Origin of the sequence: Bradyrhizobium embrapense (assembly GCF_001189235.2) — a bacterium.
Classification (GTDB): domain Bacteria; phylum Pseudomonadota; class Alphaproteobacteria; order Rhizobiales; family Xanthobacteraceae; genus Bradyrhizobium; species Bradyrhizobium embrapense.
In genome coordinates, this window is the sequence record NZ_LFIP02000009.1 from 179,751 (window position 1) to 200,616 (window position 20,866).

Consider the following 20,866-nt stretch of genomic DNA (forward strand, 5'->3'; position numbering starts at 1 on the left):
GCCGATATGGGCGCCCCTCCAGCATGCACGCTCTCACCGTGCAAGGGTGGCGCCCATTGTTTCGCTGCTGTGGATCCACCCAGCCTCGGGGAAATTGTGATGACCATCAATGTCAAGGCCTACGCGAACGCCGATGATATCCTGATCGCCTGGCAGCCGGACACCTGGTCCAACGACTGGGTTGGATTCCAGCTCGAGCGGCGCAACAACATCACGCAGCAGACGATCGTGCTGTCCAACCGCATTCCGCCGAAGCCCGGCGAGAAGCCGGTCGCGGACGCCGGCATCTCCTCGACGCAATCGCCGTTCCGGCGCTGCATTTGGACCGATCACAGCGTCGTCGACACCGACAACGTCTCCTATCGCGTCACCGCGATGAAGAGCGGCGCGAACGGGACGTTCACGCCCGATGCCGCCTCGGTGTCGGCCTGGACGACGCCGGCGGTCGCGTCGGGCGATGCGGGCGGCGGCTTGTCGGCCTATTTCAACCGGGGCACTCTGATGTCCCAGATCGTCAGCCGCTTCGTGAAGGGTGATACGTCCGACGACTCGCTGCGCAATTTCGTCAAGGGCCTGTCCGATCCGGCCAACCAGGCGCGGCGCTACCTTTCAGGCGATGCACTGCACGAGATCCTGGCCTTCCTGCACGATGCCGATTTGCGCGGCAGCCAGGTCCATGCTGCGATCTACGAGATGAATGACGAGGAGCTGGTCGGCGCGCTGAAACCGTTCGGCAGCCGCGGCAATGTCCTGCTCGGCAACGGCAGTGCGACCAAGCCGAACATCGCGGGCGAGCTCAGCGGCGCCGGTCTGACCGTCAAGCATCGCGATCTGTCGAATGCGGGCAGGTCGTCGCCCAGCGTCCACAACAAGTTCGTGGTCGAGAGCGACGCGCACGGCAACGCGATCCGCGTGCTGACCGGCAGCACCAACTGGACTACCACCGGGCTGTGCACGCAGCTCAACAACGTGCTGATCATCGAGAATGCGGTGATCGCCAAGCGCTATCTCGATCAGTGGGGCAGGCTGGTCGCTGCGGGCAACGCCATGCCGCCCGCGCTCAAGGCGTCGAATTCCACTCCGACCAGCGACGCCAACATTTCGGTCTACTTCGCCGCGACCAACGGCGAGGCGGAGTTCAAACCCGTGCTGGACCTGATCAAGAACGCCAAAGACGGCGCGCTCTTCCTGATGTTCATGCCGGGTCAATCGCCGCTGCTTAGTGCCCTGCTGGACCGCGCCCAGCAGAACGACATCTATGTTCGCGGCGTGGTATCGACCATGATGCCCAGCAAGAACGGCAACATCGTTTCGGTCGGCGGGCAGGTGGTGAAATCGGGCGCGCCGCAGCAATCCTTCCACGACGACGTGCAGCTGCCGCATGGCGTGAACGCGACCAACGAGCCCTCCTGGGCTGACGTCGAATTCAGCGTTCAGCAGATCCGCAACGCGGGGATGATCGCGATCGTTCACTCCAAGACCATCGTGGTCGATCCGTTCTCCGACAATTGCGCCGTCATCACCGGATCGCACAATTTCTCGGTCGCGGCCTCCGAGAAGAACGACGAGAACCTCGTGATCATCCGCGGCAACAAGCAACTCGCCCAGGCCTATGCGCTGCATATCAACGGCGTCTACGACCATTATTCCTGGCGCGGCTATCTCGGCAGCGGCGGCAATCCGGATCAGATCTACTCGCTCGACGGCTGGAAGCCGGGCGGCGGCAAGGAGCAGGAGCTGGATTTCTGGATGGAGGAGCCGGTGCCGCCACGCCCGACGCGCAGCGGAGGCGGCGGCGGCGCGGCGCGACAGCCCGCCGCGGCTGGTGGGGCTTCGAAGAAGACAGCCGTCAAGAGGGCGCCTAAGAAAGCTGCGAAAAAAGCAGCGAAGAAATCCGCAAAGACGGCAGCCAAGAAATCGGCGAAGAAGGTAAAGGCCAAGAAGCCGGCCAAGGCCGCAAAGGCAAAGGCCAAGAAAACCAAGAAGGCCAAGGCCAAGAAATAGTCGCGGTCGCGCGAGCGCGCCTGGTGCGGGCGGTGGGACTCGAACCCACATGACGTTGCCGTCGAGGGATTTTAAGTCCCTTGCGTCTACCAATTCCGCCACGTCCGCATTGCGCCAGGCGGGCCGATTACTAGCGCGTTTGCCGGCGGAGTGGAATTGTCATTATCCGCTGCTAACGGGCGCGGTTTCAAAGGCTTAAGGCGTGGTTTGCAATTCCATTTGCTTCCGCGGCCGGGCATTGGGATAAGCAGCGCGCCGCCGCGATTGAGCCTCAATCCGGACACCGGCGGCTGCTTTAGGCAATCTCAACACTGTCGGGACTAAGAAAGCTGAATGTCTGTTCGTCTTCCACGCCGCCCAAATCTGTCGCGCGCGGCAGCCATGGTTGCGCTGCTCGCCTCGGCTGCCGGAGTTTCCGGCTGCGCACAGATCGGCGAGAGCGTGCCCTCGGCCTTCGCCGATCCCGCCAAGTACGATCTGTATGACTGCAAGCAGCTTGAGACCGAGCGCAAGGGCCTCGCGAGCCGCGCAGAGGCTCAGGAAAAGCTGATGGCCAAGGCGGAGACAGGCGTCGGCGGTACCGTGGTCTCGGAGATGGTCTATCGCAACGAGCTGATCTCGATCCACGCCCAGCAGAGGCTGGCGGAGCAGGCCTGGCGCACCAACAAATGCCACGAGAGCCCGCCGGATGCGCCTGCGGCGGCCGTACCCGCAGCGCCTGCGCCGGGGGCGAAGGGTCCGCGCGCGCCGCGAGGCCTCGTTCACTGAACGCGCGCTTCGAACTGGTCTCTCAGGCGCGCCAGTCGTAGATCCAGTCCTGCCGCGCCAGCATGCGCTGCGGACCGATGGCGCGGATCGCGAGATCGCGCGCGATCGCAAGCGGTCCGCTCAAATGATAGATGCGGCCCTGCTGCCGCGCCATGCGCTGCACTTTCAGCACGCGGCCTCGCCGCATCTTCGCGTAGCGCTTCAACGCGGCGGGAATGCCCGCGGTGTTCTCGCCGGTGCAGTCGGCCAGGGCCTTGGCCAGCACGGCCGCATCCTCGATCGCCATGCCGGCGCCCTGCGCGGCAAACGGCAGCATCGCATGCGCGGCGTCGCCGAGCAGCGTCACCGCGCCTTCGCTCCAGCGGCCGATGTCGGGCAGGGTGAACAGCGCCCATTTGCGCCAGCCGTCGACCGCGCCGATCAGCATCCGCGCGGTGGCGGGCCAGCGCGGATGGGCGAACGCGCCCTTGATCTCGTTGGCGTCGCCGGGGGCGCTCCAGCCCGGCCGGTTCCAGGTGCCCGACACGATCGCGACCACGTTGACCTGGCGCCCGGCCGAGATCGGATAGGCCACGAGATGCGCATCCGGCCCCATCCACAGCTGCACGCGCGGCGCAGTGTATTCGCGCGGCAGGGCGGTCGCGTCGAGCGTGCCGCGCCAGGCGATCAGGCCGGAGAATTGCGGTTGGACATCCGGAAACAAATGTCCACGGACCGACGACCAGATGCCATCGGCGCCGATCAGCGCAACCGCCAATTCCTCCTGCCGTGCGTTGCCGTGGCGCTGCACCACCGTCAGGCCCTTGGCGTGCTTGGTCACGTCCTCGAATTGGCAGCCGAGCCGCAGATCGATATCGGGATGGTCGTTGACGGCGGCCTGTAATGCGGCCTGCAGATCGGCGCGGTGGATCACCCAATAGGGGGCGCCGGCGCGGAACTCGGCGGCATGGCCGAGCGGCATCCGCGCAATCTCGCCGCCGGCCCGCGCGCTCAGGATGTTGACGGAGTCCGGCGTGACCGCGCGCCGCGCCAGCGGTTCCTTGAGCCCGAGCTCGACCAGGATGCGGCTCGCATTGGGAGAAAGCTGGATGCCGGCGCCGGCTTCCTCGAGCCGCTCGGCTTTTTCCAGCACGACGACGCGAAAGCCCTGTGCCGCCAAGGTCAGCGACGCCGTCAGTCCTCCGATCCCGGCGCCGGCAACGATGACGGTTCGCGTCAGCGCCACGGAACGGTCAGGCGACCTTGTCTTTCAGCACGCATTCCGGCGGCCGTGCTTCGCCGGCAGCAAGGTCTGATGCGAAGCGATAGAGCGTCGAGCAGTACGGGCAGATGATCTCGTTGTCGTTGCCGAGGTCGAGGAACACGTGCGGATGGTCGAACGGCGGGTTGGCGCCCACGCACATGAACTCCTGCGACCCGATCTCGATCACCGAGACGCCGGCATCGTTATGGAAGTGCGGGACGACGTGGTCGGACATATTCTCACCTTGGTAGCAACGATGGGCAGACGCAATCAACTGCATGCGGCATCGCGAAATGCCGCGCACCATACTGGCGGGAACAGTTGATTCCTAGAGCCCCGATGGCTCATTTGCTCATGCAAATTCGACACAATCTTGTCGTCCCAGAGAAGCCCTTCTTTGGTCGGAGCCGTTGTGTCGCAAAAACGGCACACTATTTCCAGGCGAACTGAACAAGGCGAATTAAAGTTGAGGTTTCCAGCGGAATGAACGGGGTGCGCCTCACTCTTGCGATGGTCGGCCTGGCCGCGAGCGCTGCCGTGGGCGCGGCCATTTGGCCGCATGCCCGGGACGCCGGCATGGTGCTGTCAGCGCGGAACGATCCGGCTGCGCTCGCCGACCTCAGGCTCAATTCCGTCCTGCGCAACAACCCGGCGTTGATATCGGACAATATCGAGGCAGCGCTCGCCGCGGGCGATGCCGATCTTGCGACCAGCTTCGTCGCGCTCGCAAGCGAGCAGAACATCGCGCTCAGCACTGAACTTACGAAGCGTGTCGACGACGCGCGCGAAGAGCAGTCGTCCACCACGCATTTCGCCAAGGGATTTGCCACCGGCCTCGTGACCGGCAATGCCGACGACGTTGCAAGCCTGTCCGGCACGGTCGCCGGCGATCTGTTCGTGTTCGGTGACGTCAGGGACGTCGTGCGCGAGGGCAAGCATCTCGTGATGGGCGAGGACACCGACCAGCTGGTGCTTGCTCTCGCAGCCGCCGGGCTCGCCGTGACCGCGGCCACCTATGTATCGGTCGGCGGCGTTGCGCCGCTGCGCGCCGGACTGACGCTGGTCAAGGATACGCGCAAGGCCGGACGGCTGAGCGAGGGGATGATCGAATGGGCCGGGCGCTCGACCCGCGAGGTGGTCGATCAGCCGGCGCTCCGTGAGGCGGTCGCGTCCGGCTCGGTGCTGCGTCCGGCGGAAACCGCAACCGCGATCCGCGCGGCATTCCGCGCCGAGAAGGCCGGCGGGCTGGTGCGCGTCGCCAAGGACGTCGGGCGCATCGGCGAGGCAGCCGGAGTTCGTGCCGCGCGCGACACGCTGAAGATCGCGGAGAATCCGCAGGAGATCGCGCGTGCGGCCCGCATCGCGGAGACGAAGGGCGGCCAGACCCGCGCGATCATCAAGCTGCTCGGCCGCGGTGCGCTGCTGCTCGCGGCCGGTACGTTCAATCTCACCATGTGGCTGTTCGGCGCGCTGCTCGCGCTGTTCGGCTTCCTGTCGTCGATCAAGGCCACCACCGAGCGAGCCACGGCATGGTGGCTCAGACGCAGCAAGGCGCTGCGCCTGAAGCGGCAGATGGCTGCCCAGGCTACCTTGGCGAGCATGCCCGCCCAGGGCTAAGCTTGCGGTCGCCGGTCGATCGCCAATCGCACGTCCCAAGTCGCAAGAAAACAAGTCCCAAGAAAAAACGGAATCGAAGATGCCGAGTTTCCACCACGGCGATGTTGAGATTGCCTATATCGACGAAGGCGCGGGCGAGCCGATCGTGCTGGTGCATGGCTTTGCCTCGAGCAAGAACGTCAACTGGATCTATCCGACCTGGGTGTCGGAGCTCGTCAAGGCCGGCCGGCGCGTCATCGCGCTCGACGATCGCGGCCACGGCGAATCCGCCAAGCTCTACGACGTTGCGCAGTACGAGATCGCGACCATGGCAAGCGACGTGATCGCGCTGATGGACCATCTCGGCATCGCGCGCGCCGACATCATGGGCTATTCGCTGGGCTCGCGGATGACGGCGATCCTGGCGCGCGAAAATCCGGATCGGGTGCGTTCGGCGATCCTCGGCGGCATCGGCATCGGTTTGATCGAGGGCGGCGGTCCCGGCGAGGCCGTCGCGCAGGCGCTGGAGGCGCCGTCGCTCGACGACGTCACCGATCCGGTCGGCCGAACCTTCCGTGCTTTCGCCGATCAGACCCGATCCGACCGCCGCGCGCTCGCCGCCTGCCTGCGCGGCTCGCGCCGGCTGATGACGCGCGAGGAGGCTGCCGCGATCGGCGTGCCGGTCCTGATCGCGGTCGGCAGCAAGGACGAGATCGCGGGCTCGGCATCAGCGCTCGGCCGGATCATTCCGGGATCGCAGGTGCTCGACATTCCGAACCGCGACCACATGCGGGCGGTCGGTGACAAGGTCTACAAGACCGGCGTCATCGACTTCCTGTCGCGACGAAAATAGCTCGTCGGCATCGTCCGTGGCGAAGGCGCGGGCGGCTGCGATCAGCACCACGAAGGTCGCAACCCACACCATGCGCGCGCCGTAGCGGTCGTGCGGCCCCGAGATCACGCCGCAGACGACGGCATTGCCGAGCAGAGCGAGCGTCACCGTGCCCGCCAGCAGCGTCAGATCGTCGAGCCGCCGCTGCCACAGTCCGCGGCCGAACAGGATTACGACCAGCAGCATCGAGGCGAACGCGACCGGCACGTGGATGCGATTGATTGCGGTGAAGTCGAGGCGCCACCGCTGTTGCCGCGCGGCGCGCATCGGCGCGACTTGCTTCGGAATATAGCGTTCGATGATGCCGTAGGTGTGCGGGATCCAGCCCGAGGAGCCTTCTCCGGTCGCGACATGCATCAGCTGGTCGGCGGTTGCTTTCAGCGCCGCCTTGGCCTGCCATGTCGGATATTCGGCGAGCGAGCGCACCACGATGTGGCCCATCTCGTCATTCAGTCCCTGAAAGCGGCCGAGCGTGTCGAACATGCTGTGGCCCCACAGGAAGTCGTCGGCGGTCGGCGGCAACTCGTCGCGATAGGGGCAGAGCTTCAGGTCCTCCTTGGCGCAATGATCGCGCAGATATTGCGCGACGATGCCATCCTGCAGCATGCGGCCGAAGGCGACGCCATAGCCGCCCGGGGTCCAGGCCAGCTGTCCCGACAGCGCGAGGTTCGCCGCCAGCAGCATCACGGCGCCGGTGACGATGGTCAGGCTGCCCTGCGCCAGCCCCGCGACAGAGAGGCGGCGGCCGAACCAGGGACGCAGCATCCAGCCGACGCAGCACAGGCCGAGCAGCACCGCGAGCGTCGCGCTGTGTGTGGCCGCGGAAAACGCGATGAATCCGAACAGCAGCGCCTTCTCCAGCGTCGAGATCCTGTCGCCGTGCAGGACGAGGACGTAGAGCGCGATCACCGCAAGGCCGGCAAAGATGTCGGTCAGCAGCATGCTGGCGAGCCAGGGCAGCGCGGTGGTTGCGATCAGCGCAAGGCTGATCGCGATCAGCCGAACCGGCCGGGCGAGCTGGAAAACGCGCAAAGTCAGCTGCAGGATCCACAGCGTCGCCAGGGTCTGGATGCCGAGGTTGAGCCAGAAGCCCGACGTCTCACCGGCATGCAGGTAGATGCCGAACACCGTGGACCGGCTCGGCACCAGATAGCCCTCGTACCAGCGCGCCAGATAGCCGCCGGTATCCCACTGGAGCAGCGGGTAGCCGTTCCAGAAGGCAGGCGCGAGCAGGAGGAGGGGAATGGCAATGGTGGCGATCCAGACCGACCGTGCATCGGTCAGGCGCCCACGTAACGTCCGGGTGTTGATGGTATTTCCCCCTTTTATTGGAGCCGACCATGCCCAAAACCACACTGCGGACGAAATCCGCCAATAGTTGCAGAAGCACGGCTTGATTTCGGCGAAATCCCGACCAACTCCCCTAGACGTCGGCCCGGAAGGGCGTTCGGCTGGGGTTTACCGTACCGAGCCTTCCCGGGACGCGCTGGGTTCACCGTGCTATAACGCACATCAGAACAACCGAATTGCGAGAGCAGCCATGGCAGTTCATCAGGTCAATCCGCAGGGGAGCAAGCTGGCGGCGCTCGATCCGATCTGGGATCGAATCCGCGGCGAGGCGGAAGACATCCTGCGGCGCGAGCCGGAGCTCGCATCCTTCATCTATGCCACCGTGCTGCATCATGAGCGCCTCGAGGATTCGGTGGTCCATCGCATTGCCGAGCGGCTCGATCACGCCGCGCTGTCGGGCGATCTGATCCGCCAGACCTATGGCGAGGCGTTGCGCGATGAGCCCGATATCGGCAACGCCTTCCGCGCCGATCTCGTCGCCGTCTACGACCGCGATCCCGCCACCTCGCGCTTCATCGATCCGTTGCTCTACTTCAAGGGCTTCCACGCGCTGCAGACCCATCGTCTCGCGCACTGGCTCCATCAAAAGGGCCGCAAGGATTTTGCCTTCTACCTGCAGAGCCGCTCGTCGGCGGTGTTCCAGACCGACATCAATCCGGCAGCCAGGATCGGCCGCGGCATCTTCCTCGACCACGCCACCGGTTTCGTCTGCGGCGAGACCGCCGTCATCGACGACGATGTCTCGATCCTGCATGGCGTCACGCTCGGCGGCACCGGCAAGGAGAACGAGGATCGCCATCCGAAGATCCGCCACGGCGTGCTGATCGGCGCCGGCGCCAAGATCCTCGGCAATATCGAGATTGGTCATTGCGCGCGCATCGCGGCGGGCTCCGTCGTGGTCAAGCCCGTGCCGCACAACGTCACGGTCGCAGGCGTGCCGGCGAAAATCGTCGGCGAAGCCGGCTGTGCCGAGCCGTCGCGCACCATGGATCAGATGCTCAACGCGATCGGGCTTTGATTTCATTCGCTTTCTGATCGGCGCGGCGCTTTTGCGTGTGCGCAACATCGCGTCGCCAAAGCCTGAAAAGGCGCTGGCGATCTTTGCCGTCTCGTCCTAAAACTCCCCCGAAAATCATCGACCCGATTGGAGACGGCTGTGGACGTACAGGAAGTCAGGAAGCTCGACGCGTATCTCAAACGCGTGTTCAGCAATCCCAAGATCCGCGTGGTGCCGCGGCCAAAGAAGGACGACTCGGCCGAGGTCTATATCGGCGAGGAGTTCATCGGCGTGCTGTTCGTCGACGACGAGGACGATGATCGCTCGTTCCAGTTCCAGATGGCCATCCTGGAAGAAGATCTGGGCGAGCAGGGCTGAACGGCCTCAAGGCCGTCGTTGCGAGGAACCCGTGGAGCGCGTCGCTCCGGCGCAATGACGGCGTTACCCCTTCGCGCTGTGCATCTGCGTGGAGAGACGGTTCATCGCGGTGCCGATGTCGCGCCATTGCGCCAGCCAGCTGCGCGGAAAGCGGAAGGTCAGGTCGGCGCCCTCGATGCGCTGCTCACTCAGACACATGCCGGGCGTCGAGGTATCGCGCGTGCAGCGCGCGATCAGCTGCGGCTCGGTCGCGGTGAACAAATCCTCGCCGCCGTAGGGCGTGCCGTCGCGGAACGCGCGCGCCGTCAGGCCGTCATCGGTGTTCGCGCGTTCGTCGAGATAGCGCGGATAGATGGTGCGCAGGCGCATGTCCGGCGCGAGTGAATCATGGTGTGCGGCGATCGACACGAATATCCTGTCGATCGGCTGCACCTTGTCCTCGACCGTTTCGGCGCTGTAGTGCTTGGGCGCGGCAGGCGCCTCCAGCGACGGATAGAGGAAGCTGAGGTCGACACGCTCCTGCGGTCCGGAGTGGCGCTGGATCTTCATGCGCACCGCCATGGTCGGGACGTTGAACAGCGTGCCGCCGACGCTCACCGGCAGCCGCGACGGATCGCTCGGTGGGACGGTCGTATAGGTCGGCCACAGCAGATAGGCGACGAGCGCAATCGCACCGGCCGCGATGACCGCGGAGGCGATGATCGGAACCAGATGCGCGCGCGGATTGCGGCGGGTGTCGCGGGCGAGATGCTGGGCAGTCGAGAGGAGCGTCATGAGCTAAGGCAAAGAGCAGGTCAGGAGTGGCCGAATCACCTGTCGAATATGCCACGTGACGCGGAATTTCCGTACGATTCCAATGGAATCCCGAAGCGGATGGCCATGCGCAAACGCCGCGCCGGGCGCCGGCGGTTAACCTTTCCTTAAGGATGATGTGGCGGCCGGCCGCCAATTCTGCGAAGCAGGGTGAGTGGCCTGTTGCGTAGCGGAAGTCCCAATGTCGCCCGATACCCTGAATTCGCTGTTCTCGCTCTTCATTGGCTTCGCGCTCGCCGGCGCATTGGCCAGCGGTTATCAGGCGATGGCGGAGCGTCCGGCCGGCTTCGGCCTGCTGCAGGAGGGCGTGGCGCCGAAGACTTTTGCCGCGGTCCCGTTTCTGGTCTTCGCCGCACCGTTCATCATCATGCGCAACACGCTGCGCGGTGCGCGCATCGAGCGCCGCCGGTTCGAGTTCGTGATGATGGCGACCGTCATCTCCGGCTTCTGGAGCCTGATGTCGGGCACCTTCTTCGTGATGACGCTACGCGCTGCCGGCGTGATCGGCTGATTGGATCGTGATCCGCGCCGGATCCTGATCCGTGTCCGGATCATGACTGCACTTGCTTGAAACCAAGTCGTCCGCTGTGCCAAGGTCGCCCTAGTCCAAGGAGACCTTCATGGCGATCTACGAACTCGACGGGCAGGGCCCCGATCTTCCCGCCGATGGCAGCTTCTTCATCGCCGACAGTGCGGTTGTGATCGGCAAGGTGCGCCTCAAATCCGCGGCGAGCGTCTGGTTCGGCGCCGTGCTGCGCGGCGACAATGAGTGGATCGAGATCGGCGAAGGCTCCAACGTCCAGGACAATTCGACCCTGCATGTCGATCCCGGCTTTCCGCTGACCATCGGCAACAACGTCACCATCGGCCACAATGCGATCGTGCACGGCTGCACGCTGGAAGACGGCGTGCTGATCGGGATGGGATCGATCGTGATGAATGGCGCGCGCATCCGGCGCGGCAGCGTCGTCGGCGCCGGCTCCGTGATCACCGAGGGCAAGGAGTTTCCGGAAAACTCCCTGATCATCGGTGCGCCCGCGCGCGTGGTGCGCACGCTGGACGCCGCGCAGGCGGAGGCGTTGTCGCGGCCGGCGAAGTCCTATGCGATCCGGGGCCCGCAGTACAAAGCCGGGCTGAAGAAGATCGGCTGAAGCCTCAGCGCTTCCGGCCCTGCTTGCGTGTGCCCTTCGGCGTTGCGGGGGCTTGCTTTGCCGCCTCCCGCGGTCTCGCTGCTTCCTGAAGTCTTGCGCTCTTGCGCAGCGCATCCTTCAGGTCGATCGGAATACCGTGCTTCTTGAGGAGGTCGGCGAAGGCCTCGTCCGCGAGTTCCTGCAACGTTGCCATCCGGTCGCGGCCAAGCTGCTTCAGCTTGTCGGCGGTATCGTCGTCAAACTCGATCAGCTTGCGCAAATTGCATTGCTCCCAAACTGTATTGCCCCAACGCCTGTGGGAACCGGCGTATTGCGGACCCGTTGATGTCCGCAAGGGAGAACTGCCATGGGCAAATTATCCGTCACTGCTGCAGTCGCGACAATCGCCATTCTGCTGGCACCCGCTGTTACCATTGCCCAGGGCACTGGGAGCGGTACCGGGAGCGGCAGCCCCTCGTCAGCCAGCCCGGCATCGCCGCAAGCAACGTCGCCGCCGCCCGGTACCAACAGCGCCGGCACCGCGCAATCCTCCGGCCGGCTGAACGCCGGCGAGGGCGTCACCACCGGCGCGGCGTCGAACGAAAGCGTCGACAAGGCGATCGCCGACGAGAACAGGACAGTCGACAGCCGCGTCAAGGGCATCTGCCGCGGCTGTTAACTTTTCGCGGCTGCATCTTGATGAACGCGGGTCGCGCAGAAGTGAGCGTGACATGAGCGCGCGGCCGAAGCCGCGGTCCTACATTGAGTTAGCATGCGCGGGACGCGGCGGAGGAGGCTTGCAAAGAAAAGCCTTGAAGAGAGGAGTACGGGTGATGTTGCGTAAAACGATGATTGCCTTGCTGGCGACGGCATCGGTCGGCCTGTTCACGACCGCCGCTGCGTCGGCGCGAGGTGGTTTTGGTGGGGGCGGCTTTCACGGCGGTGGCGGCTTTGGCGGCTTCCACGGTGGCGGCGGCGCTTTCCGCGCCATGGGCGCGGGCGGTGGCTTCCGGTCGGCTGCGATCGGCGGCGGCTGGCATGGTGGAGGTTGGCACGGAGGAGGGTGGCACGGCGGAGGCTGGCATCGGCGCGGCTGGGGCTGGGGCTATCCGTTCGCGGCGGCCGCGATCGGCTTCGGCCTGGGCTATGGCGCCTACGATTACTATGACGGCTACTATGGCAATCCGTACTACGCCGGTTACGGCTATGACGACGGGTATGGCTACGGCTATGGATATGGTGATGGCGGCTGCTACGTCGTGCGCCGTCGCATGCTGACGCCGTATGGCTGGCAGGTGCGACCGGTGCAAGTCTGCAACTGAGACATCTGCCGACGCATGGCCGGTCCATTGGATCGCCATGCTGATGATGTTGGAGTGATCGGTGCGGCCTCGGTGTCATGATGCCGGGGCCGTCGCGCATGCAGCTTGCAGTGCATCGCGGCGGTGAGTGCGTGAACGCCTTGCGAAAGCAAATGATCCGGCTGCAATTGGAGCTGGGCCCCAGAGGACCTCAGAGATGTTGACCATTCCTGATCTGACATTGCTGTTCATGGTCGTTGTTTCGGGCCTCGCCACCGCATTCGTTTATTTGCTCCACGAGCTCGAGCCGAAGCTTGCGCGGCTGCGACAGCGAGGCAATCGCGACATGCGCGAGCGCACCAGGTAGGCGGCAACGCGGATTGCTGCGGCTTAGGCCGCGGCGATGTTTTGCGTGATGTGCGTCGTGAGGTGGCGAGCGGAAGCCGGCTTGCAGACCTCTCGCGCTTGAGGCCGCTCTCGATTCCGAAGTCAGATGCTTCGGTCCGGAGAGCGGGGTTCACAGCCTCAAAAAAACAAGGCCGTCGACGTAGTATACCGTCAACGACCTTGCCAGCCCCGGATATTGAAATCGGCTCACGCCATCCGGTGATTAAGGATGACTCGGATTCCAACTCGGATATGTGAACCAGTTCACAAAGTCCGGATTAATTCACCCTAACGGGCACTTATGCGGGCTGTCGCCGGCAGGCCTGGAGCTCGGAAATTCCATTAACATACTGATTTCGTTATAGATTTGACGAATTTTGGTAGCGGGGCCGAAGCATCTTTCGGTCGTCAACCGCGCGACCCGTGACGCTTCCGGTTGGCGCTCCGGGTGGCCTTCGAGCGCTTGCGCGGCTCGGGCTCGGCGGCCGGCTCGTTGGCCTGCGCGCTCGCGAGCGACTGGCGGAGGCCCTCGACCTGCTCGGTCAGGGCTGCGACCTGGTCGGAGAGCTTCTTGGTGTCGGCCTGCTGCGCAGCGAACTGCTTGCGAATGCTCAGCACCTGGTCTTGCACTTCCTGCAACTGGTCGATGGATTCCTGCTGGGTCACCTCCATGCCCTTGGTCTTTTCCACCAGGGCCTCGGAGACCTGTGCTGTCCGCGCCTGCAATTGACGGACGGCGACCATCCGATCGGTCTCCGGCACGCCGCCGCTGAAGGCCCGCCACAGCGCGATCGAGCCGATCCCGAACAGCACGAGCACCAGCGCCACCGCGCCGATCGCGATCGGCTGCACGCCAGTCAGGCTGCCAGTTTGCGAATTCCGGGGGGCAAGTTCGACCATGCGACCAGAACCGGACATCAATTGAAAGATTTCGAATAGCACAACCGCGACGCGGGCAAAACCCCCGGAAATTCAAGCAGGTGGCGCGGGGAGTGCAAAACTTGCCGCGCCGGTGCCTCAAAACGGGACTGTCCGGCGCATCCGGACCTCAGCCCGTCGGCGCGATCAGGCCGACCCGCATGTCCTTCGCCAGATAGACGCAAGCGCCGTCGGCGAGCACGCGGCCGTCGGCGATGCCCAGCACCAGCCGGCCGCGCCGGACCTGGCGTACGTCGACCTCGTAGCGCACGAGCCTGACCTCCGGCGTGATGTGGCCCCTGAACTTGACCTCGCCGACCCCAAGCGCGCGGCCTTTGCCCGGGGAGCCCGACCAGCCGAGCCAGAAGCCGATGATCTGCCACATGGCATCGAGGCCGAGGCAGCCGGGCATTACGGGGTCGCCGGCAAAGTGGCAGGCGAAGAACCAGTGATCCGGCACAACGTCCAGTTCGGCGGCGACCCGGCCCTTGCCGAAGGCGCCGCCGTCGATGCCGATCTCGGTGATGCGATCCATCATCAGCATCGGTGGCGCCGGCAGCTGCGCATTGCCGGGGCCGAAATAGCCGCCCGCGCCCGAGCGCAGCAGATCCGCCTTGCTGTAGGACGGTTGCGGCGTGTGAAAATCATGCGGGTTGAACAAGATGGCCACCGACATTGGGGTTATGGTTGAACGTTAGGCGCGGCTGCGCCGGGTGGCTTTTGGCTGCACCGGCGGGGACATGCCGGTCAGGCGCAGCGCCGCGGCCATGAAGGCCCAGATGTCGTCGGTCAGCCTGGCCGGATCCGGCCGCCGGTCGGCCGTGAGCGCGCCGATCAGCGCCTGGCGGATGCCGCCGATCATCAGCGCGATGGTGAGGTGGGGATCGAGGTTGCCGGGTACGATCCCGTCGCGCTGCGCAGCCTCGATCATGCGCGCCCCGGCTGCCAGCTGCCTGGTGGTGAAGGCGGTCTCGACATCAAGCACCTCGGGCGCCCGGCTCAGCGGTCCGATCACGAGCGGCGCAAACGGATGCTCGTAGTGAAAGGCGACATAGGCGCCGATCCGCGCCTTCTCCCGGTCCGCCCAATTCCTGGCGGACAGCCTGGCACCGCCGAATGCCGCCTGATCCAGTCGCTCATAGAAGTCTTCGACGACGGCGGCGATCAGCCCGGCCTTCGATCCGAAGTGGTGATAGGCGAGCCCGACCGAGACCTGCGCCCGCCGCGCGACCGCCTGCATCTCGAGGTGCCCAAGCCCCTCGATCAGTTCCTGTTGGGCCGCCGAGAGCAGCCGCTCGCGTGTGCCCAGGTTGGTCGCGCGCATCGTTTGTCCATAGCTGAATTGAATTCAATTCAATCTGCCGGCTGGGAGAATGTCAAGCGTGGGGCGCCGGACGGCCGAGCAGGCGCTCGCCGCCCAATCGCTTCAATGACGGCCAGTGGAAGAGGCAGCTTTGCGGTCGGCATCGCGGCGCTCACCGCCATCGTGCAGGTAGTGCCGGCCGCCGCGCGGGATACTGACGGCCGTTGCGCCAACTCGTCCCCGAGTCCTGGCTTCCAGGAAGGTCACGTCCCTTGAAAAGGTTGCGGCCAGCCTTTGGGGGAAGGCTGGCCGCGCGCGAACCGGTCTGGGACGGGGAGGGGTGGGGATGTGACCGGGTCGCGAACTCGATTCCTGGTTGCCGCTCAGCGCGAGCTTGCGGTTGAAACTGCGGGGCGGTTGTCGCCGAGCGAGACCCACACATTGGGATCGCTCTGCGATTGCCGCTTGACGAAGCGGTAGCCGGTCTCCGTCCAGGCGACGATGCTCTCGTTCTGGTTGTCGAGCACGAATTCGCCCTTGTCGGTCTTCACCGTCAGCACCGCGTGGCCTTCGCCCTTCTTGTCGCGCACCACCGTGATCAACAGGGCCTCGCGCGGCCAGCCGGCATCCATCAGCATCTTGCGCTTCAGGAGCACGTAGTCCTCGCAGTCGCCGTAGCCATCGGTCGGCAAAGACCACTTCTCGATCACGCCCCAATGATCCATGTCGGTCATCGGCTTGATGGTCTCGTTGACCCACTTGTTGACCCGCACGAGGTCGCGCCAAGCGGTCTGCGACATCACGATGTCGCGTGGTTGCGTCTTGCCGCCGCGGCACTCGGCGGGATTGTCGGCGCAGAATTCGACCCAGCCGATCGGCGAACGCGCAACATCACCGAGGCTGGCGTAGACCACGTCGCCGGCCTTGGCCGACACGCACGTCGCAAACAGAATGGCGGCAACCGCCAAACCTTTCCCCTGTCCCCTGAACCCAAACATCGTGGCCCCCGTTCTTCTTGTTGGGACCACGTTTCGCATAAAGCCTTTGCGCCGCCGCTAAGTACGCAAAGTAGATTTGACGCGAATACTGGTAAAAGCTGCGGCGAATTAGATCTTTACTTGAATCGAATTCGCGTAAAATTTGAAACAACTGCAATTGATTCAAATTTTATGCATTAACGCGGCAGGCATTGCGCCAGCGCCGTTTGTTGCGCCAAAAGCTGCGGCCGTTAACCGCCGATTTCACTGGGCCAAACGCGCCGAAGGCGGCCACCGGTGCACCGATGGCCGCCTTCGCGGGCTGAAAACGGGAGTCTTGAGCGGTTTTTCGCTTTACCTCGCGGTAACGCTCTCTTCGAGGGTTTCCGCGGACTGCTCGTGGACGAACTCGAGCGCGAAGCCTTCCTCGAGATTTCGCACCACGCGGGCCTGCACCCGGCCGAGCATCACGAGCGACTTCAGCGGCGGCCGGTTCTCGGCGGCGATCGCGGCGCCGGACAGAGAGAGGTCGATGATGCGGCAGGTCATCCGCGTGCCGTCTTCCTGGGTGAGCAGGGCGATCGGGTTGCGCGGCACGATACGATCGTGACGGCGATCCTCGGGCAGATTGAGGATGTCCCGGTTGGCGAGCCAGGTGAGCTGGGCGGCGAGCTTGTCGCGCTTGCGCGCGGTGGCGCCAATCGTCATCGCAAAGCCGTTGTCGATGATGCGGGTGATGCGGCCCTCGACGCGGCCGATATGGTCGAGATAGGCGATCACGCGGTCGCCGACATTGCCGATGCCGGGCGCCAGCAGCGCAAGGCCTCCCGGGGACATATTGATAATCTGGCAGGGAAACTCGCGCCGGTCGGGCAGCATGTAGCGGCCGAGCAGGTGCACCTTGACGCGCTGGAAGCGGCGCCGCTCCTCGGCGACGGGGACGACGGTAGTTTTCTTTTGTGCAAAAGACATCACAACAAACCTGGCCACCGTCCATTCGGAGCCCCGACGACGGTAAGGCTGATAGGGTTAACAGGGCGTTACAGTCGAGGCGGGGAACCCGCCGCGTCAGGTTTCCCGAACCATCGCGCCGCGGCCTGGATAGTCTGCGCCAGATCCGGTTCGATGTCTGTGGCCCAAGCCACAAACCCGTCGGGACGCACCAGCACCGCGTTCAAGCCCAGCCGATCGCCGGCGCGGCCCTTGCTGTCAATCGCCGCGCAGGTCCGTCAAGTCGCAGCCGATCGGGCCCGATCTGGTGTCGTTCGTGATCTCGCGAGGGCAGCGCGCGTTACTTGGCTTCGGCGTCCATGGCCGGCTCGGCGGGCGCCGCCGCTGGTTCGACGGTCACGGCCTTCAGCACCTTGTGCTTCGCCGCGCGGATCTCGAGCTGCAATGGCGGCTGATAGGACCCGGCCGGCGGCTCGAACATGAAGGCGTGGTGGCCATCGCCCTTGTTGAGCTTGAGAAGATCTTTGCGGAATTGATCGGCGACGACTTCGGCAACGTGATCGCCGTTGAAATAGATATCGATCGCGACCCGCTTGTCGGGGTGGTGATCGTACAGGGCCCAGCCGGCGATCCTCTCCTCGTTGAAGACGTCGACATGGCCGGTGACGTCGCCTGAGAGGCTCTCGATGCCGGCTTCGATCACCTCGATGTCGCTTCTGTAGATCGATCGCGTCACGTCGAAGTTGAAATTCGCCGTATCGACGCATTGGTCGAGCAGGTTCTGCCGGTGCTCCTTCATTCGTTGCAGCGTGTCCAGCTCGCCCAGCTTGACGTACATGCCAACGATACCTTCGATTCCTGAATTCATGGTTCGTCCCCGCAAATGCTACTCGCTTCCCGCTCAGCTGCGTTCACAATCGATGGTTTCCTGCGATGCTTCGTTACGGAAAAATACTCCCGTCAAGAGTTGAAGCGCCTTATCCCACGCCAAGGTCTGTCATGAGGACCTTCATGACAGGCATTCATGACATCCCGATCATCCGCGTCTGCACGCATGATGGACCTGGAGCCAAGCCCGGAATCCGGACCGTGCCATGGCCGGAAGTCGGCAAAAAGGCGGCCTTGATCGAGGTCGGCGCCTGCGGCGTCTGCGGAACGGACCTGCACATCCTGAAAGGACATTGGCCGAAGCCGCGCAACGCATATGCGCGGCTCGACACACGGACGATCTATCCGTTCATCGAGGACGGCGTCGCGCAGGCGGTCGTGGGCGCGACGGCGATGAAGCCGGTGAAGTCGACCATCGTGCCGTGGCCGGAACTCGCCGTGTGTGAGGCGGATCAGGCCGAGCCGATCCGCCGCTGCGGTTCTGTAGTCAGGCGGCCTGGGCCGCCTGAGCGGACTTGTCGGCGGGCGGCGGCGTCCATGCGGCGAGGAACGGCTTGACCACGTCGTCCATGAATTTGTCGACCGGCGACTCCGGCTTGGGTTGTGGTTCGAACATCTGGACGATCATGAAGACCACACCGATCACCGCGAAGATCGCGGCGGCCGGTCCGAAGCAGGCGGCGCTGAACGCGAGGTTCAGCGTCAGGCACACCGTCTCGCATAATCCGGCGACGGCGACGATGCCGGAGAACGCCTTGTCCCTGACGGAGGAGTTCGGGTCGGAGAGGACCTTGTTGAACTCGATGGTGTTGATCACCGCGAACGCGGCCGACACCGCGACGCCGAGCCATTTCAGCGCCTTGTTGATGTTCTGAAAGTATTTGCCCCATTTGGTGGCGTTGCCGGCGATCTGGCCGTCGGCGCGGAAGGCGGCACGGACCTCGGCCGCCCCCTTCCTGACGAACTCCTCGTCGACCTTCCCCATCTCGAACTCCGCATGGGTCAGCACGTTGCGGTCGGAAAAGGTCAGCTCCAGCTGGCCGCGTTCGCGGAAGCTGAAGTTCTTGAAGCCCTCACTGACCGATTTGATCATGGACGGTACGGACTCGGCCGCCTGTCCGGCCAGCATGATCGTGGTGACGATCGTGTTCGCCTTGCCGGTGTCATCGAGCTTGTTCCAGTCCAGGAAGCCTTTGAAGGCGTAAAGCAGACCGCCGCCAAAGGCGATCATCTTGAAGAGGCCGGCGACCTTGGGGCCGTATTTCGCGAGCTTGGATTCCGCGGCCGCGATGTTGTTGAAGCCGAGGTCGTGCAGTGAGATCAGGAAGTCGGTGGCCGCGGCTCCGAGCTCCGCGGCCTTGCCGGCATCCTTCATGATGGTCTGGAGCTCGTCTGCCGCTGCCTGAAGCCGCAGCCGGGTTTGCGTCGGATTGGTCGGCGTCACGATGTAGATCTTGATGAACTGCGCGATCATGTCGCCGAGCCAGGTCTTGATATCGTCCGGGTCGGTGAAGATCACGTCGTTCGCCAGCGCGATCGCAGGCCGCAGCACGAAGCATGTATGATACTTCTGCGCCAGCTCGCCGCTCGGCTGCAGGCAGGTCAGCAGGGTCGACGTGTTGTTGACGAGCGTCATGTCGTGCGTCGTGATGATCCTGTTCATCATCAGGTTGATCTGCTGGTCGGTGGTGACCTGGTCGAACAACGCCTTGGCCCATTTCTCCGCGCCGTCATTGATGTAGTCCTGGATGCGCGGCTTGGTCATGATGTAGGCGTCGATGACGAGCGCGTTGTTCTGCCTGTTATAGCCGGGGTCGTCGCCGAGTCCCTTGGTCAGGAAAAGGTCGAGCTTGTCGCTCTCGGCGGCGCTCAGGGTATGGCTGGGCGCGCCCGGCCCGGTCATGTGCGAGAAGCCCCAGCCGAGATAGGCCGGTGCGAACTTCGTCTGGTAGAACGGCAGGTCCAGATTGATGGTGTCGATCCGCGACTGCGGAAGCTGAGGCCGCGTTTCGCCGAAGAACTGGCCCAGCCAGTCCGGATTCATCGCCCATTTCGTGTTCTGGATCAGCAGATCCTGCGCATTCTCCTGCAACAGCTTGGGATCGGGTTGCAGCGTGACGAGCTCGGCGATCGACAGGTTGCTGATCGCGACGAGCCGCGGCGCGACCGCCGCCGTCGCCGTCGCGGGCTGCGACGCCGCATGCGCCCGGCCGCTCCATGCGAACGCCTGCGGCGTTTGCTCGCCGGTCGCCGGATCGTATTTGTGCAGCGATCCCGAGAAGCTCAACCCGTCATTGGCGAACGCGATCGCGCCGCTGGCCGGCCACAGCGGGGAGATGCCGAAGCCCGGCTTGGCGAACTGGGCCATGAAGGGAATGTCGAGCTGGAGCAGATTGTCCTTGTTGATGGTCATGCCGCAATATGTCGTGACGTCTTCGTCGGCAAACCGGATGATCGATATCGGCAGGCCGCCGTTCGGATCGAGCTCGTAGCCGAGCGTGACGGCGACGCCCGCATCGGTCGGCCCGCCCAGAGCCGGCGCGCGGGCGACCTGGGTCATGAACACCGTGGGCGGCACCGCGCCGCAGACTTCGTGCGCCACCGCGACCGATTCATGCAGGCCGAGATGGATCTGGCCGCCGAAAGCAAAGCGGTCGCGGGTGAAGTGGATCACGCCGGACGAGAAGCCGAGGTCGGTCTTCTGGCTCCAGGTCAGCGTGTCGCCGGAGAAATACGGCGCGACGATCGGCTGGCGGTTGACCGTGACCTTGCCGCCTTCGAGCGAGAGGCGCGTGATGGCGGCGTCGGCCGCGTAGCCTCGTGTCGCGCGGTCCCAGACATGGACGTCGAAATGACGCGTGGTCGCGGCAATGGCGATGCTCGGACGCGGCGTCATGAGCTGGCGGACGATGGCTGCACGCGATTGACTGGTCATGGGCGTGGCTCCTTGGCCTGACGGGCTATGGGCAG

General features: G+C 64.6%; 23 protein-coding genes, 1 tRNA gene and 2 pseudogenes. 12 read left to right on the forward strand and 14 right to left on the reverse strand.

What is annotated here, in order from left to right:
• The first annotated feature begins 99 nt into the window (after nucleotides 1-99).
• Nucleotides 100-2,004: a phospholipase D-like domain-containing protein gene (locus AKN83_RS30760; protein ID WP_063695602.1), complete on the forward strand. Its 1,905-nt coding sequence runs from the start codon at nucleotides 100-102 to the stop codon at nucleotides 2,002-2,004.
• Nucleotides 2,005-2,025: 21 nt separating this feature from the next.
• Here AKN83_RS30760 and AKN83_RS30765 read toward each other — a convergent pair.
• A tRNA-Leu gene (locus tag AKN83_RS30765) sits at nucleotides 2,026-2,112 on the reverse strand.
• A 225-nt stretch (nucleotides 2,113-2,337) separates the two neighbouring features.
• On the opposite strand from AKN83_RS30765, the gene AKN83_RS30770 reads away from it, so the two are divergent.
• On the forward strand, nucleotides 2,338-2,772 hold the full coding sequence (locus AKN83_RS30770) for a hypothetical protein (RefSeq protein ID WP_050406398.1): 435 nt from the start codon (nucleotides 2,338-2,340) through the stop codon (nucleotides 2,770-2,772).
• Between the two features lie 22 nt (nucleotides 2,773-2,794).
• Here the strand turns inward: AKN83_RS30770 and AKN83_RS30775 are convergent, their stop codons facing one another.
• Both AKN83_RS30775 and AKN83_RS30780 read right to left on the reverse strand, forming a co-directional pair.
• The gene (locus AKN83_RS30775) at nucleotides 2,795-3,997 is read right to left on the reverse strand and encodes an FAD-dependent monooxygenase (RefSeq protein WP_050406399.1); all 1,203 of its coding nucleotides are present in this window, start codon (nucleotides 3,995-3,997) and stop codon (nucleotides 2,795-2,797) included.
• Nucleotides 3,998-4,004: 7 nt separating this feature from the next.
• Complete coding sequence (locus tag AKN83_RS30780) at nucleotides 4,005-4,250, reverse strand: zinc-finger domain-containing protein (RefSeq protein ID WP_018272338.1); 246 nt, start codon at nucleotides 4,248-4,250, stop codon at nucleotides 4,005-4,007.
• 248 nt (nucleotides 4,251-4,498) lie between these two features.
• On the opposite strand from AKN83_RS30780, the gene AKN83_RS30785 reads away from it, so the two are divergent.
• Complete coding sequence (locus tag AKN83_RS30785; protein WP_050406400.1) at nucleotides 4,499-5,632, forward strand: hypothetical protein; 1,134 nt, start codon at nucleotides 4,499-4,501, stop codon at nucleotides 5,630-5,632.
• A gap of 79 nt (nucleotides 5,633-5,711) precedes the next feature.
• On the forward strand, nucleotides 5,712-6,464 hold the full coding sequence (locus AKN83_RS30790) for an alpha/beta fold hydrolase (RefSeq protein ID WP_050406401.1): 753 nt from the start codon (nucleotides 5,712-5,714) through the stop codon (nucleotides 6,462-6,464).
• On the opposite strand, the pseudogene AKN83_RS30795 reads toward AKN83_RS30790, so the two are convergent.
• Nucleotides 6,465-7,859, reverse strand: a pseudogene (locus tag AKN83_RS30795) (hypothetical protein); the annotation flags it as partial.
• A 184-nt stretch (nucleotides 7,860-8,043) separates the two neighbouring features.
• On the opposite strand from AKN83_RS30795, the gene cysE reads away from it, so the two are divergent.
• Both cysE and AKN83_RS30805 read left to right on the forward strand, forming a co-directional pair.
• Nucleotides 8,044-8,871 carry a serine O-acetyltransferase gene (cysE, locus tag AKN83_RS30800; RefSeq protein ID WP_050406402.1) on the forward strand — a complete coding sequence of 276 codons (828 nt, stop codon included), beginning with the start codon at nucleotides 8,044-8,046 and terminating at the stop codon, nucleotides 8,869-8,871.
• A gap of 138 nt (nucleotides 8,872-9,009) precedes the next feature.
• Entirely contained in the window at nucleotides 9,010-9,228 is a 219-nt protein-coding gene (locus AKN83_RS30805) for a DUF3126 family protein (RefSeq protein WP_050406403.1), read from the forward strand.
• 63 nt (nucleotides 9,229-9,291) lie between these two features.
• Here the strand turns inward: AKN83_RS30805 and AKN83_RS30810 are convergent, their stop codons facing one another.
• A complete protein-coding gene (locus AKN83_RS30810; RefSeq protein ID WP_050406404.1) occupies nucleotides 9,292-10,002 on the reverse strand; it encodes a hypothetical protein in 711 nt (236 codons plus the stop codon).
• A gap of 220 nt (nucleotides 10,003-10,222) precedes the next feature.
• On the opposite strand from AKN83_RS30810, the gene AKN83_RS30815 reads away from it, so the two are divergent.
• Both AKN83_RS30815 and AKN83_RS30820 read left to right on the forward strand, forming a co-directional pair.
• The gene (locus AKN83_RS30815; protein ID WP_050406405.1) at nucleotides 10,223-10,552 is read left to right on the forward strand and encodes a DUF6949 family protein; all 330 of its coding nucleotides are present in this window, start codon (nucleotides 10,223-10,225) and stop codon (nucleotides 10,550-10,552) included.
• Between the two features lie 109 nt (nucleotides 10,553-10,661).
• Nucleotides 10,662-11,192, forward strand: a complete 531-nt coding sequence (locus AKN83_RS30820; protein ID WP_050406406.1) for a gamma carbonic anhydrase family protein — start codon at nucleotides 10,662-10,664, stop codon at nucleotides 11,190-11,192.
• A gap of 4 nt (nucleotides 11,193-11,196) precedes the next feature.
• Here AKN83_RS30820 and AKN83_RS30825 read toward each other — a convergent pair whose 3' ends face one another.
• Nucleotides 11,197-11,451: a hypothetical protein gene (locus AKN83_RS30825; RefSeq protein WP_050406407.1), complete on the reverse strand. Its 255-nt coding sequence runs from the start codon at nucleotides 11,449-11,451 to the stop codon at nucleotides 11,197-11,199.
• An 87-nt stretch (nucleotides 11,452-11,538) separates the two neighbouring features.
• Between AKN83_RS30825 and AKN83_RS30830 the strand changes: the two genes are divergently transcribed.
• The 3 genes from AKN83_RS30830 to AKN83_RS40090 all read left to right on the forward strand — a co-directional run bounded on the left by AKN83_RS30830 (nucleotide 11,539) and on the right by AKN83_RS40090 (nucleotide 12,839).
• Nucleotides 11,539-11,850: a hypothetical protein gene (locus tag AKN83_RS30830; protein WP_050406408.1), complete on the forward strand. Its 312-nt coding sequence runs from the start codon at nucleotides 11,539-11,541 to the stop codon at nucleotides 11,848-11,850.
• A 154-nt stretch (nucleotides 11,851-12,004) separates the two neighbouring features.
• Nucleotides 12,005-12,493 (forward strand): hypothetical protein, encoded by a 489-nt coding sequence (locus tag AKN83_RS30835; RefSeq protein WP_050406409.1) that lies wholly within the window; start codon nucleotides 12,005-12,007, stop codon nucleotides 12,491-12,493.
• Nucleotides 12,494-12,689: 196 nt separating this feature from the next.
• Nucleotides 12,690-12,839: a hypothetical protein gene (locus AKN83_RS40090; protein ID WP_157113648.1), complete on the forward strand. Its 150-nt coding sequence runs from the start codon at nucleotides 12,690-12,692 to the stop codon at nucleotides 12,837-12,839.
• A gap of 428 nt (nucleotides 12,840-13,267) precedes the next feature.
• Here the strand turns inward: AKN83_RS40090 and AKN83_RS30840 are convergent, their stop codons facing one another.
• From AKN83_RS30840 to AKN83_RS30865, 7 genes are all read right to left on the reverse strand, one after another.
• A complete protein-coding gene (locus AKN83_RS30840; protein WP_050406410.1) occupies nucleotides 13,268-13,759 on the reverse strand; it encodes a hypothetical protein in 492 nt (163 codons plus the stop codon).
• A gap of 148 nt (nucleotides 13,760-13,907) precedes the next feature.
• Nucleotides 13,908-14,453, reverse strand: coding sequence for a bifunctional 3-hydroxydecanoyl-ACP dehydratase/trans-2-decenoyl-ACP isomerase (fabA, locus tag AKN83_RS30845; protein ID WP_430641586.1), 546 nt, complete (start codon nucleotides 14,451-14,453; stop codon nucleotides 13,908-13,910).
• 18 nt (nucleotides 14,454-14,471) lie between these two features.
• Nucleotides 14,472-15,101: a TetR/AcrR family transcriptional regulator gene (locus tag AKN83_RS30850; RefSeq protein WP_050406411.1), complete on the reverse strand. Its 630-nt coding sequence runs from the start codon at nucleotides 15,099-15,101 to the stop codon at nucleotides 14,472-14,474.
• Between the two features lie 362 nt (nucleotides 15,102-15,463).
• Entirely contained in the window at nucleotides 15,464-16,078 is a 615-nt protein-coding gene (locus AKN83_RS30855; protein ID WP_050406412.1) for a transglutaminase-like cysteine peptidase, read from the reverse strand.
• Between the two features lie 333 nt (nucleotides 16,079-16,411).
• Nucleotides 16,412-17,029 (reverse strand): PilZ domain-containing protein, encoded by a 618-nt coding sequence (locus AKN83_RS30860; RefSeq protein ID WP_028336124.1) that lies wholly within the window; start codon nucleotides 17,027-17,029, stop codon nucleotides 16,412-16,414.
• Between the two features lie 68 nt (nucleotides 17,030-17,097).
• The gene (locus AKN83_RS41930; RefSeq protein ID WP_430641587.1) at nucleotides 17,098-17,235 is read right to left on the reverse strand and encodes an aromatic-ring hydroxylase C-terminal domain-containing protein; all 138 of its coding nucleotides are present in this window, start codon (nucleotides 17,233-17,235) and stop codon (nucleotides 17,098-17,100) included.
• A 113-nt stretch (nucleotides 17,236-17,348) separates the two neighbouring features.
• On the reverse strand, nucleotides 17,349-17,876 hold the full coding sequence (locus tag AKN83_RS30865) for a hypothetical protein (protein ID WP_063695603.1): 528 nt from the start codon (nucleotides 17,874-17,876) through the stop codon (nucleotides 17,349-17,351).
• 161 nt (nucleotides 17,877-18,037) lie between these two features.
• On the opposite strand from AKN83_RS30865, the pseudogene AKN83_RS40095 reads away from it, so the two are divergent.
• A pseudogene (locus AKN83_RS40095) lies at nucleotides 18,038-18,202 on the forward strand (sorbitol dehydrogenase); the annotation flags it as partial.
• A 181-nt stretch (nucleotides 18,203-18,383) separates the two neighbouring features.
• Here the strand turns inward: AKN83_RS40095 and AKN83_RS30870 are convergent.
• Nucleotides 18,384-20,831 (reverse strand): hypothetical protein, encoded by a 2,448-nt coding sequence (locus AKN83_RS30870; protein ID WP_050406414.1) that lies wholly within the window; start codon nucleotides 20,829-20,831, stop codon nucleotides 18,384-18,386.
• Nucleotides 20,832-20,866: the final 35 nt, after the last annotated feature.

Bases quoted from the DNA above. Each gene is read 5' to 3' on its own strand.
- AKN83_RS30760 (WP_063695602.1), top strand. From the start codon at position 100: ATGACCATCAATGTCAAGGCCTACGCGAACGCCGATGATATCCTGATC.
- AKN83_RS30770 (WP_050406398.1), top strand. From the start codon at position 2,338: ATGTCTGTTCGTCTTCCACGCCGCCCAAATCTGTCGCGCGCGGCAGCC.
- AKN83_RS30780 (WP_018272338.1), bottom strand. From the start codon at position 4,250: ATGTCCGACCACGTCGTCCCGCACTTCCATAACGATGCCGGCGTCTCG.
- AKN83_RS30785 (WP_050406400.1), top strand. From the start codon at position 4,499: ATGAACGGGGTGCGCCTCACTCTTGCGATGGTCGGCCTGGCCGCGAGC.
- AKN83_RS30790 (WP_050406401.1), top strand. From the start codon at position 5,712: ATGCCGAGTTTCCACCACGGCGATGTTGAGATTGCCTATATCGACGAA.
- cysE (WP_050406402.1), top strand. From the start codon at position 8,044: ATGGCAGTTCATCAGGTCAATCCGCAGGGGAGCAAGCTGGCGGCGCTC.
- AKN83_RS30810 (WP_050406404.1), bottom strand. From the start codon at position 10,002: ATGACGCTCCTCTCGACTGCCCAGCATCTCGCCCGCGACACCCGCCGC.
- AKN83_RS30815 (WP_050406405.1), top strand. From the start codon at position 10,223: ATGTCGCCCGATACCCTGAATTCGCTGTTCTCGCTCTTCATTGGCTTC.
- AKN83_RS30820 (WP_050406406.1), top strand. From the start codon at position 10,662: ATGGCGATCTACGAACTCGACGGGCAGGGCCCCGATCTTCCCGCCGAT.
- AKN83_RS30830 (WP_050406408.1), top strand. From the start codon at position 11,539: ATGGGCAAATTATCCGTCACTGCTGCAGTCGCGACAATCGCCATTCTG.
- AKN83_RS30835 (WP_050406409.1), top strand. From the start codon at position 12,005: ATGTTGCGTAAAACGATGATTGCCTTGCTGGCGACGGCATCGGTCGGC.
- AKN83_RS40090 (WP_157113648.1), top strand. From the start codon at position 12,690: ATGTTGACCATTCCTGATCTGACATTGCTGTTCATGGTCGTTGTTTCG.
- AKN83_RS30840 (WP_050406410.1), bottom strand. From the start codon at position 13,759: ATGGTCGAACTTGCCCCCCGGAATTCGCAAACTGGCAGCCTGACTGGC.
- fabA (WP_430641586.1), bottom strand. From the start codon at position 14,453: ATGTCGGTGGCCATCTTGTTCAACCCGCATGATTTTCACACGCCGCAA.
- AKN83_RS30850 (WP_050406411.1), bottom strand. From the start codon at position 15,101: ATGCGCGCGACCAACCTGGGCACACGCGAGCGGCTGCTCTCGGCGGCC.
- AKN83_RS30855 (WP_050406412.1), bottom strand. From the start codon at position 16,078: ATGTTTGGGTTCAGGGGACAGGGGAAAGGTTTGGCGGTTGCCGCCATT.
- AKN83_RS30860 (WP_028336124.1), bottom strand. From the start codon at position 17,029: ATGTCTTTTGCACAAAAGAAAACTACCGTCGTCCCCGTCGCCGAGGAG.
- AKN83_RS30865 (WP_063695603.1), bottom strand. From the start codon at position 17,876: ATGAATTCAGGAATCGAAGGTATCGTTGGCATGTACGTCAAGCTGGGC.
- AKN83_RS30870 (WP_050406414.1), bottom strand. From the start codon at position 20,831: ATGACCAGTCAATCGCGTGCAGCCATCGTCCGCCAGCTCATGACGCCG.